The sequence below is a fragment of the Paenibacillus brasilensis genome (assembly GCF_009363115.1).
GTDB classification, from domain to species: Bacteria; Bacillota; Bacilli; order Paenibacillales; family Paenibacillaceae; genus Paenibacillus; species Paenibacillus brasilensis.
This window is the reverse complement of sequence record NZ_CP045298.1, coordinates 236887-250355: the sequence shown is the minus strand read 5'-3', so window position 1 is coordinate 250355 and position 13469 is coordinate 236887. Positions and strand designations below refer to the sequence as shown.

1 protein-coding gene is annotated in these 13469 nt (G+C 49.2%); it reads left to right on the top strand.

What is annotated here, in order from left to right:
• Positions 1-50 precede the first annotated feature (50 nt).
• Positions 51-13469 (top strand): SDR family NAD(P)-dependent oxidoreductase, encoded by a 13419-nt coding sequence (locus GCU48_RS01145; protein ID WP_152378768.1) that lies wholly within the window; start codon positions 51-53, stop codon positions 13467-13469.

The following is a 13469-nucleotide window of genomic DNA, read 5'->3' as shown; positions in this document are numbered from 1 at the left end:
ATAGCCAACATGGTATTTGTCCTATTTCATACAGCTAGGAGGGCATTTTTATGGATTCAAAAGATATTTTTCGTGCGGTGCAGACAGGGGAAATAAATTCTGAAGATGCCGAAAAACAATTGCTTCAATTTATCGGCGGGTCCCCGGATGAATCTATGGAAGCTAGTTCGCAGGAATCATCAGAAGGACCAGCACTTTCGCTGCAGCCATTGGACAACTTTCACGGGCCGGAAGATGGACAGAGGACAAGCGGCTGCAAAATGAAGGTACAGTCTGTAGTTGAATTGCAGGAATTTGAGCATGGGATTGTCCTATTGACCATGAAGGACACGGCGCACAAAAATACATTTTCCGATGAACTGATTATTGGCCTGAACCAGGCGTTCGAGACGGTGCAGGCTAACGAGAATTATAAAGTTGTGATTCTGACGGGATATGGCACCTACTTTGCCACAGGAGGCACACAAGAAGGACTGCTCGCTATCCATGAGGGAAAGGCGAAATATAGCGATACCAATGTTTACAAGATAGCGCTGGATTGCAAGCTGCCCGTGATTGCTGCCATGCAGGGACATGGGATTGGCGCAGGCTGGTGTATGGGGATGTTTTGTGATTTTATCGTGATGAGCCGGGAAAGCATTTATACGACTAACTTTATGAAATACGGCTTTACGCCCGGGGCGGGATCAACACTAATTTTTCCTGAGAAATTCGGAGTCAGCATGGCGCAGGAAATTTTATTTACAGGTACTAGATATAGCGGTTCGGAACTGGAAACCAAAGGGGTTCCTTTTCCAGTCCTGCCGAGAAATGAAGTGGTGTCGTACGCCATGCAGCTGGCAAGAAAACTGTCCGAGTCTCCTAGGGAGTCCTTAATTGAACTGAAAAACCATATGTCCCAATCGATAAGAGAAAAGCTGGCAGCTACGATTGAGAAAGAAATAAAAATGCAGGACAAAACGTTTGTGAATCAACAAGAGGTTAAGGAACGGATTCAATTCGCCTATGGACAGCTGCCGAATAGCAATGATGCGCACAAACTGGCCAAGCATGCTGATGCTATAAAAGCCATGCCTGATATACCGCACGGCCAGGAGCATAAGGAGTCTATCGCGATTATTGGCATGGCAGGACAATTTCCCAAATCCAAGACTTTAGAAGAATTTTGGGACAATCTGGCTCAGGGTAGGGATTGTATATCGGAAATTCCTTCAACGCGATGGTCAATCGAGGAATATTACGATACCGATCCCAAGGCTCAGGGAAAAACCTATAGCAAATGGATGGGTGCTTTAGAGGATGTAGACAAATTTGACCCGTTATTCTTTAATATATCTCCTGTGGAAGCAGAGATGATGGACCCTCAACAGCGCCTGTTTCTTGAAAGCAGTTGGAAATGCATTGAAGATGCTGGATTGAATCCAGTCTCACTGTCAGAGAGCCGCTGCGGTGTTTTTGTAGGTTGTGCAGCCAGTGATTATGGGAGGTCCATGAGCGGGCAGGGATTAAATGCGCAGGCCCTCATGGGAGGGGCGACTTCGATTTTATCGGCCCGAATTTCGTACCTGCTGAATTTGAAAGGTCCTTGTCTGGCTATTGATACCGCCTGCTCCTCCTCTCTGGTGGCTATTGCCGAAGCTTGCAACAGTCTCGTATTAGAGACAAGTGACCTGGCTTTGGCAGGCGGAGTCATGGTTATGGCAGGGCCGGGTATGCACGTTATGACCAGCAAGGCGGGAATGCTGTCCAAGGATGGCCGATGCTTTACTTTTGATGCCCGTGCAAACGGGTTTGTCCCCGGAGAAGGGGTTGGGGTTATTTTATTAAAACGGCTCTCTGATGCAATCAGGGACAAGGACTCCATATATGGAGTTATTCGGGGATGGGGAGTAAACCAGGATGGAAAAACCAACGGCATAACCGCTCCAAGTGTAAATTCACAAATCTCGCTGGAAAAAGACGTATACCGACGGTTTAACATTCATCCCGAAACCATCTCCATGGTCGAGGCCCACGGGACAGGAACAAAGCTGGGTGATCCGATCGAAGTGGAGGGACTTACGGAATCATTCCGATCCTATACAAGCAAAAAGGGCTATTGCGCGCTGGGATCACTGAAAAGCAATATGGGACATATGATGACTGCGGCCGGGGTGGCCAGTGTGATGAAAGTACTGCTGGCCATGAAGCACCGCCAATTGCCGCCTACCATCCATTTCGAATCCTTAAATGAGCATATTTCTTTGGAGGATAGCCCATTTTACATTAACACCGGGCTGCAGAGCTGGGAGCACGGACCGGGAGTACCCCGGCGCGCAAGCGTAAGTTCTTTCGGGTTCAGCGGCACTAACGCTCATATGGTGATTGAAGAATATGTTCCTGCAGTCTTTGAGGCAAACACGGCTCCGGTGGATCAAGACAACCCGGTTCTATTTGTGTTGTCCGCTAAGAGCGAACAATCCTTGAAAACCTATGCAGCAGATATGATGGATTTTGTTAAATTGCACGAAAGTGTTAATCTGACCGACCTGACCTATACCCTGCAAGCGGGAAGAGAGGCCATGGACTGGCGTCTCGCGTTTTTGACGGACTCAAGGGGGAATTTGATAGACAAACTGAATCGTTTTGTGAATGAGAACTCATCGCAAGAGCTGCTGACCGGCCATGTGAACAATGCAGGAGACGGAATCGAACTCTTTGATTCGGACGAAGACACAGAGACCCTGGTTCAAACCTGGTTCCAGAAGAGAAGACTTGATAAAGTGGCCAAATTGTGGGCCAATGGCGCAAGCATTGAATGGGATACACTTTATGGAGATATCAAGCCCAGACGAATCAGTCTGCCAACCTATCCCTTCGAGAGGGAACGCTATTGGTTGCCCGAGACAGACACTGGTCAGGATAGTGTAAATCCGGCTATAACCGTCCAAATTCATCCTTTGTTGCATCAGAATATTTCCGACCTCTCCGGACAACGCTATGGCTCCACCTTTACAGGCCGGGAATTTTTCCTGTCAGACCACAGAATCAAGGGTCAACAAACATTACCCGGGGTGGCCTACCTCGAGATGGTGCGAGCAGCTGTAGAAGAGGCAGCGGGGGCCGTAGTGGAAGGTGAGACCCATATTCGGCTGAAAAATATCGTATGGGCCCGGCCTGTGGTTGTAGCAGACGGACCGGTCAGGGTACACATCAGTCTATATCCCCAGGACAATGGAGAGATTGCGTTTGAAATATGCAGCGGGGTGGAAGGAGCCGACGCTGAAGGCATTATACACAGTCAGGGGATGGCCGTGTTGGAGAGGGCTGGCGAACCAGAGCATCTGGACCTGAATGTCTTACAGGCAGAATGTACCCGCAAACCATTTTCTTCAAGCCAATGCTATGAAGCTTTCAGAGCCATGGGGATAGACTATGGACCGGCACATCGCGGCATTGAGGCAATCTTCCGAGGAATGGATTACGTGCTGGCCAAGCTGTCTCTGCCATCTTATGTACTTCATACCCAAAATGAATTTGTACTGCATCCGGCTTTGATGGATTCCGCTTTGCAGGCCACCATCGGCTTGGTCATGGGTTCGGAAGAAAATTTGCTTGCAGGCAAGCCAGCCTTACCCTTTGCCTTGGAGGAACTGAAGATATTCGAAAAATGCACTCCTGTGATGTGGGCCCGGATCTCACGCCAAAGTGAAGAGACGTCGAATGGATTGAGCGTGGTGCATATTGATTTGTGCGATGAGACCGGAAAAATTTGCGTGCAGTTCAAAGGACTTTCTTCCAGAGAGTTGGAAGGTGGATTGGAGCAAGCAGGCAGCGCTGAGCATATGGGTACACTGATGCTGGAGCCCGTCTGGAAGAAGCAGGCTGCCACCGCAGGGGTGAACGCTTCCGACGATATCCAGCATGTTGTGATCCTGTGCGAAGTTGAAGGTATTGCCAGAGAGGATATGGAAGCCCACATGGACGGTGCCCGCTGCCTTGTTTTACAGTCCTCTAGCATGGATTTGGATGCGCGGTTTGAAGATTATACCATTCAGATATTTGAAGAATTGCAAAACATCCTGCTAGACATGTCCAAAAAGAAAGTTTTGATACAGATTGCAACCCCTGCCCGGAATGACCAACAGGTTTATTCCGGGCTCTTTGCAATGCTGAAAACCGCTCAAAAAGAAAATCCGAATGTCATGGGTCAGCTACTTGAGCTTGATGCGCTTGATGTAGAGAATAGCCCCGATGGAATCATTGAGAAACTGCAGGAGAATTGGGGAGGTCGGCATGACGAACGGATACGATACCATGGGGACGAGCGACAGGCTTTAATCTGGCAAGAAATTGAAACCTCGCGTGAAGATGCGGCCCAGCCGTGGAAAGATGGGGGGATTTATCTCATTACGGGCGGCTTGGGCGGCCTGGGACTGATTTTTGCCAAGGACATTCTATGCAATGTGAAAAACTCCACCATCGTACTGGTTGGACGGTCGCTACTCTCGGCGGACCAACAGACCCTGTTAAGCGAACTGAGAGCACTGGGCGGTCATGTAGAGTACAGACAGGCGGATGTGGGTCAAAAGGAAGCGGTCACCGGGCTAATTCACGGCATCGTCGAGCAATTTGGCAGTCTTAACGGTATTTTGCACACAGCAGGAGTAATACGGGACAACTTCATCATCAAAAAGACCAAAGAAGAGGTTAGAGAAGTGCTGGCTCCGAAGGTCTCAGGGCTGATCCGTCTGGATCAGGCCAGCAGAGACCTGCCTCTGGATTTCTTTATCTTATTTTCTTCGGGCGCTGGAAGCCTTGGCAATGTAGGGCAGGTTGACTACTCTGCTGCCAATGGCTTTATGGATGCGTATGCCTCCTATCGAAATGCATTGGTGACAGCAAAGCAGCGCCAGGGACAAACGCTGTCGATAAACTGGCCTCTGTGGAAGGATGGAGGCATGCATGTCGACCCGGAAACGGAAAGGGCAATGCAAGACCTGGGCATGATTGCTATGCAAACAGAGAATGGAATAAAAGCTTTGTATCAGAGCCTATCTTCTGGCAGAAGTCAGGTTATGGTTATCGAAGGGTACCCGGAAAGGATTAAAGAGGCAATTCTGGGACCGACCTCGGAAACTAAAGCCTCAGGCCGATCCGGAATGGAAAGCGGAAAAGCCACGGCTATTGGCGAAGAATGGCTAAGGGAAAAAACTCAAGATTATTTGAAAACACTACTTTCAACCGTGATCAAGCTGCCAACTGAAAGTATAGATGCAAACGCACCTATGGACAGGTATGGTATTGACTCCATACTGGTTATGCAGCTTACCAATGAATTGGAAAAGACTTTCGGCTCACTGCCGAAAACATTATTTTTTGAATACCAGAATCTCCGGTCATTGACGGGGTATTTTCTTGAATCGTGTCGCGGTCGGCTGATTGATGTTTTAGAGGCGAAGGAGAAGCATACGACTCCTGATGCAGGGCCAAAAGTATCTATAAAAGCAGTAGAGCCTTTGGTCTCAATATCGGCTAATCGCAGGCGTTCATGGCTTCTCCCGACAGGTACGCAGCCACAGCCACATCTGGAGAAGAAGGCATTGGACGTTGCAGTTATCGGAGTGTCAGGAAGATATCCGGGAGCATTAGGTATCCGCGAATTCTGGAAAAACCTAAGGAATGGAAAGGACTGCATTACAGAGATTCCCAAGGAGCGCTGGGATCACAGTCTGTACTTTAATGAAAACAGAGGCAAGCCCGGGAAGACCTATAGTAAGTGGGGAGGATTCATCGATGGGGTGGACTGGTTCGACCCGTTGTTTTTCAATATTTCGCCAAGGGAAGCGGAAACGATGGACCCACAGGAGCGCTTATTCCTGGAATGCGTTTATGAAACCATAGAGGATGCGGGGTATACGAGAGAAACCCTTTGTGCAGATCGAGAGCTTGGCGGCATGGAGGGAAATGTCGGGGTTTACGTCGGGGTGATGTACCATGAATATCAACTCTATGGAGCCCAGGAACAAGCCAAAGGAAGGATGATTGGCCTTTTCGGGAATGCCTCGGCGGTTGCCAATCGGGTATCGTATTTTTGTAATTTTCAAGGGCCAAGTATCGCAGTAGATACCATGTGCTCCTCGTCACTGACTTCAATCCATCTGGCCTGTCACGGATTGCAGCATGGAGAATGCGAGCTGGCGGTAGCAGGGGGGGTCAACGTTTCTGTCCATCCTAACAAGTACCTATTGTTGGGGCAGGGAAGTTTTGCATCGAGCAATGGGAAATGTGAAAGCTTCGGACAGGGAGACGGATATGTACCGGGAGAAGGTGTCGGAGCATTGCTGCTCAAGCCGCTAGCCAAAGCCATAGCAGACGGAGACCGCATATATGGGGTTATCAAAGGAACTGCGGTGAACCACGGGGGGAAAACCAACGGATATACCGTACCCAACCCCAATGCACAGGCTGGTGTGATTGGGCAGGCAATTAAGGAGGCAAGAATCAACCCCAGAACCATTAGCTATATAGAAGCCCATGGTACAGGAACTCCCCTGGGAGACCCGATTGAAATTGCAGGCCTACAAAAAGCCTTCCGGGAATATACCAACGATAAGCAGTTCTGTTCAATCGGTTCAGCGAAGTCAAATATCGGGCATTGTGAGAGCGCCGCCGGTATCGCCGCAGTGACAAAGGTGCTTTTGCAATTGAAATATAAGCAATTAGTGCCTTCACTGCATGCAAGCACGTTAAATCCCAATATAGACTTCAGCGACAGCCCCTTTAAAGTTCAGCAGGGATTAGAAGAATGGAAAAGACCTGTAGTTGCCATCAACGGTGAAACCAGAGAATACCCAAGGCTGGCAGGAGTATCGGCCTTTGGGGCAGGGGGCTCTAACGCTCATGTGGTCATCGAAGAGTATATTCCAGGAGAGACTAGTCCGTTGCAAGCTGCTCCTGAATCCCTGAATCCTGACATACCTGTCATGGTCGTGTTATCGGCCAAGAACAAGGAAAGACTGGAGGAGCAGGCGCAAAGACTACTGTCTGCAATCAGAGAGCTGGACGACCCGCATACAAGTCTCGCAGATATCGCCTACACGCTGCAAGTCGGGCGGGAAGCGATGGACGAACGTCTGGCGATCATTGCCAAATCCATCACAGAGCTTGATTGGAAATTGGAAGGCTTCCTGCAAAAGAAGGAAGGCGTAGAAGAACTGTATAGAGGACAGGTAAAGCGTAATAAAGCGGGGTTAGTCACTCAGGAAGCCGATGAGGATATGGCTAGAATGCTTGATGTATGGGTGGACAAAGGAAAATATGGAAAAATCGCTGAACTATGGGTTGCGGGTCTGATTTTAGACTGGAACAGGTTTTACGAGGATGTAAAGCCTCGCAGGATGAGTCTGCCAACCTATCCTTTTGCCAGGGAAAGCTATTGGGTGCCTGTACATGAGACCAAGAGCACCGGAATAACAGAAGCCGCTCCGTCCCAATCTTCCTTTTTAACACCTTTACTCCATCAGAACACTTCAGACTTTCTGGAGCAGCGGTTCAGTTCAACGTTTACAGGCGAGGAGTTTTTCCTCAGGGATCATACGGTGAAAGGCCAAAGGGTTCTGCCTGGAGTAGCCTATCTTGAGATGGTACGGGCGGCTGTGGAACGTTCTACAGGAGATGCGGACAACAGTACAACAGGAATCCGGTTGAAAAATGTAAACTGGATTCGGCCCATTGTTGTGGACAACCAGTCAGTCTCTGTACACACCAGACTCTTCCTGGGGGACACCGGAAAAATCAGCTTTGAAGTGTATAGCGGGCAAGGAGGAAGCGAGAGTGGGCATACCGTGCATAGCCAGGGCGATGTGCTGCAGGTTTGCGTAGGGCAAAAACCGACGCTGAACCTTGAGGAGCTACAGAAAGGTTTTGGCCAAAGCGAGCTTAACGGATCGCACTGCTACGAAATTTTTAAGGAAACTGGAATAGACTATGGCCCGGCATACCGGTGTGTGGAGAAGGTGTATACACATTCGGGAAGGGTGCTTGCGAAGCTGGCGTTACCCTCCTCCATTTCCGATACGGCGGCAAGCTTTGTCCTTCACCCCAGCTTAATGGATTCGGCCTTGCATGCATCCATCGGGTTGATCATGGGCCAAGAAAACGGGGGGCTGCCGGGCAGCACAGTACCGGATACGCCTCTTATGCCATTTGCTCTTCAAGAGATCGAGATTTATGGGACATGCACTCCGGCCATGTGGTCGTTGATTCAATACAGCGAGGGCAGTAAGAAGGAGGACAAGGTACAGAAGCTCAATATTGACTTGTGTGATGAGAAAGGAATCGTTTGTGTCAGAATTACAGGACTATCCACCCGAGCGCTGGACGGAGACCTCGGCGTTGAAAATGCACAAGGTGTAGCGGCAGGAGAAAATGCCGCCGATCCGCTTGTAGGATCTGTAATGCTTATCCCGAAATGGGACCCGGCTGTTATACAAAAAAATATCGTTTCCCCGTCGTCGACAGACCGCTTGGTCATTGCAGGTGGCACTGACTACGACAGACAGGCCATTCGGGCACATTATCCTGGGGCGCATTTTTTGGAGCTTCAAGCGCACGATTCCATAGAAACAGTTGCCTCAAAGGTAGAAGAATATGGAGCCGTTGATCATATTCTGTGGATTGCACCCAACGTTTCCGTCGAATCGGTGACGGCCGAATCCTTGATCAAGGAACAGGTGCAAGGAGTCCTTCTCTTCTTTAGAATGGTCAAAGCGATGCTTCTATTGGGGTATGGAACGAAAAAGCTAGGCTGGACAACGATAACCACCCAAGCTCAGCCGATGGATCAGGACGATACAGTCAACCCGACTCATGCGAGTCTCCATGGGCTGGTAGGCACCATGGCCAAAGAATATCCGAATTGGAAAATCCGTATCATGGACCTGCAATCCGATGATGGCTGGCCGTTATCCGATATATTTATGCTGCCCTCCGACCGGCAGGGACGGATGTGGGTTTTCAGGAACGGGCAGTGGTACCGTCAGCATCTGATCCCATTCAAGCAGACTTCTGGATTAAAAGGACAGACGCTTTGCAAAACCGGAGGCGTCTATGTGGTCATCGGGGGCGCCGGCAATATCGGAGAGGCTTGGAGCAAGTATATGGCCTATACCTACCAGGCCCAAATTGTGTGGCTGGGCAGAAGGCAAAAGGATGCGTCTATCCAGGCCCAATTGGACGGATTTGAAGGCCTGGGACCTGTTCCATGCTATATCTCGGCGGATGTAGCAGACGAAAGGGCGCTGCAGCGGGCGTATGAGGAAATAAAGCAGCGGTACTCCAGAATAAACGGCGTGGTCCACTCTGCCATTTCATTTTTGGAGAAGGGGCTGGAAGATTTAACGGAGGAAGAGCTCCGGTCAGGGCTTTCAGCCAAGGTTGATGTAAGTGTACGCATGGCCCAAGTCTTTCAAAATGAGCCGCTGGATTTTGTACTGTTTTTCTCTTCCATGATTACCTATGTAAAAAACCCGGGACAAAGCAGCTATGCTGCCGGATGTACTTTTAAAGACGCGTTTGCGCATCGTCTTTCGCAGGATTGGCATTGCCCGGTGAAGGTCATGAATTGGGGATACTGGGGGAGCGGTGAAAGCCATGCCTCCAAAGACGGGCAGCAAGAGGTAGAAAATTACTCCAGACTGGCGCAAATCGGTGTTGGGCTCATAGATCCGCAGGAGGGGATGGAGGCGCTTGAGATGCTTCTTGCCTCACCGATGGACCAAATGGGGCTTATGAAAACAACAAGACATCTGGAGATGGAAGGAATTAACCCGACGGAAGCCGTTGACCTGTACCCGCACAATGCTGATCCGGATCTGCGGGATATACAGGAAAATATTGTTGCAGCCCTACCATCAAAAAGTCATTTTACCGAAAACTATGCCGCAGAGGATGCTGGCGACCTTCAGGAAAGGGAAATGGAACATCTTCTGTGCAGGCTGTTACGAGCGCAACTTTTGTCCATGGGGCTATCAGGGACAGATCATCAGTCTGCCGAAGAGCTCGCCAATAAGCTTGAACTCCCTGTGCTGTATGGCAAATGGCTGAAAGAGAGTATGGAGATTTTGACACGCATGGATTACGACCTTTCAGGTAGAGATTCCAGCTTGACTGATAGAGATGATGTTTGGAAGGAATGGGAAGAGCGCAAGCGTACATGGCTGCAATATCCGCAGATGAGGGCAAGGATCAATTTGGCTGAGACAACGCTGCGGGCTTTACCGGAAGTTCTTACTGGGAAATTGCCTGCAACGGAAATTATCTTCCCTGATTCTTCTATGGAACTGGTGGAAGGGATTTATAAGAACAATCTGGTAGTGGACTACTTTAATGAAGTGCTTGCCGATACGACTGCGGCGTATGTACAGGAGAGGATCATGGCCGACTCCGCTACGAAAATCAGAATTCTCGAAATCGGAGCGGGCACCGGAGGAACCAGTGCGCCGGTATTTCTGAAATTACGGCCATATCGCCAGCACATTCAGGAATATTGCTATACGGATATCTCGAAAGCCTTTTTGATGCACGCGGAAAAAGAGTATGGGCCGGATCATTCGTATCTCAGCTATCGGATATTTAATGTTGAAGAACCTGTTGCCGGGCAAGGTATTGAGCCGGGTAAGTATGATATTGTCATTGCCGCTAATGTACTTCATACCGCAAAAGATGTTCGCCAGGCGGTACGTAATGCCAAAGCGGTTTTGAAAAGCAACGGATTGCTCCTGCTCAATGAAATCACAGGCAGCAGCGTGTTTACCCACCTTACCTTCGGATTACTGGATGGCTGGTGGGCGTATGAGGACCCGGAATTGCGTATTCCCGGCTGCCCAGGTCTCCAGCCTCAAATATGGAAATCCGTATTGACCCAAGAAGGCTTCCGCACAGCGTTCTTCCCGGCGCAAGAGGCACATGAGTGGGGCCAGCAGATCGTCGCAGCCCAAAGCGATGGCCTGGTTCGGCAAAAGCGACAGCACAAACAGGGATCCATATCGGTAGAGAAAAGAACCGTGGAAACGGTATCGGCGAAACAACCATCTCAACCCAAAATAGAGGCAGTACAAGCAGAGGTGGAACATGTGCTGCGTGAGAAAAGTACGGCTTACTTTAAACAATTGCTTGGCGAGACGCTAAAAATGGAACCGGAAAGTATCGACCCAACGGTTGCCCTGGAAGAGTATGGAATTGACTCGATATTGGTTGTGCAAATCACAAATATTTTGCGTGAAGTCATCGAGGATTTTGCCAGCACGCTGTTTTTTGAGTACAACACCATAGATGATCTAGTAGCGTACCTTCTTCAAACGCAAAAGGATTCGTTGAAGAAGCTGGTAGGAATAAAAGAACAGGAGTTGGACGGAGAAATTTCCAGTGTTGAAGAGGTCCCTGTCCCGCCATCACTTGCTAATGCACCGATGAAGTTTAACCGGGGAGGACGTTTCCTTAAGCCTTCTGACAGCAAGATGAAAAGTATGGCGGCACAGTCCTCCAATGTCAGAGATATTGCGATTATTGGGTTGTCAGGACGTTACCCGGGAGCTCGTAATATCGAGGAGTATTGGAACAATCTAAGAGAAGGAAAAAATTGTATAACTGAAATTCCTGAAGACCGTTGGGATTGGAAGGCATACTTTGACGAGGAAAAAGGGAAGAGGGGAACAATCTATTCAAAATGGGGCGGTTTTATCGAAGGCATTGATTTATTCGATCCGCTATTTTTCAAGATTTCTCCTGCGGAAGCCGAAACCATGGACCCGCAGGAAAGACTATTCCTGGAAGCAGCATATGCAAGTATAGAGGACGCCGGGTATACTCCTGCCAATCTTTGTGATAGTCGAAAAGTGGGTGTATTTGCAGGCGTGATGAACGGAAATTACGGTTTGGGACCTCAGTACAATTCGATCTCCAACAGGGTTTCCTATCATCTGGATTTCCAAGGTCCGAGTATGTCCATAGATACCGCCTGCTCCTCCTCATTGACGGCTATCCATTTGGCTATGGACAGCCTGTTTAGCGGGACAAGCGAGTGCGCTATTGCCGGGGGAGTGAATTTGATTGTAGACCCTATCCACTATATCAAGCTCTCATCTATGACGATGCTTTCTAAAACGGGTCAATGTAAGTCGTTCGGAGATCAAGCAGATGGTTTCGTTGACGGAGAAGGTGTCGGCGCGATCGTGTTGAAGCCGCTGGAGAAGGCCATTGCCGATGGTGACCATATTTATGGAGTCATCAAAGGGAGTATGCTCAATGCTTCAGGCAAAACCAGCGGTTATACAGTGCCTAGCCCTCAAGCTCAATCCTGGCTGATTGAGGAAGCGCTCCAGCGTGCGGATGTCGATGCAAGGACAGTCGGCTATATTGAAGCCCACGGAACAGGTACGGCTTTGGGAGATCCTATTGAAATTGCAGGACTGACAAGGGCATTTGAAAAGTTTACAAAGGATAAGCAGTTCTGCGCCATAGGATCGGTCAAATCCAATATTGGTCACTGTGAGAGCGCGGCAGGCATTGCAGGGGTGACCAAAATATTGCTGCAGCTGAAGCACCGCCAGTTAGTACCATCCTTGCATGCAGGCAATTTGAATCCTGAAATTAATTTTAACAATACGCCTTTTGTCGTTCAGCAAAGGCTGGAGGAATGGAAGCGGCCGATAGTGACAACCGGTGGAATCACAGAAGAATGCCCAAGGCGGGCTGGAATATCGTCTTTCGGTGCAGGAGGGGCTAACGCCCATATCGTGATTGAAGAGTACATTCCTGAGTACCAGGAGCAGTCTGGAACAGGATCCGCTTCCCGGGGACCTGCCATGATCGTGCTGTCAGCCAAGAGTGAGGAGCAGTTGAAGGAAAAGGGGCGGCAACTGCTGGAGGCTCTTCAGGGTCAGCTATCCTCCGTTAGTGTCTCGGATATTGCCTACACGCTACAGGTGGGGCGCGAAGCGATGGAGGAGCGTTTAGCCGTGCTTGTGGAATCTACCGCAGAACTTGAGGAGAAATTAAAGGGGTTTGTGGATGGACGACATAACATGCTCAACCTGTACAGGGGACAGGCCAAACGCAACAAAGAATCGTTGACCATTTTTTCGGGGGACGAAGACCTGCAACAAATGATCGATCTTTGGATTTCCAAAAAGAAATATACCAAGCTTCTGGAGCTGTGGGCTAAAGGGATCAATTTTGATTGGAATAAACTTTACACAGGGAAGGTACCTCGCCGGATCAGTCTGCCCACCTACCCATTCGCAAGAGAGCATTACTGGACTTCTGAAAGCAAGGATCAATTAAAAGCCCATGCATTACTACCACACAATGAAAGCAATGTAGACTTTGATGATATATTGTACGGCAGACTCTTGGATGAAATGATGAACGACACCATGTCTGTGGATGAGGCCGCTAGTGAAATCCTCAATATATTAATACGTAAATGA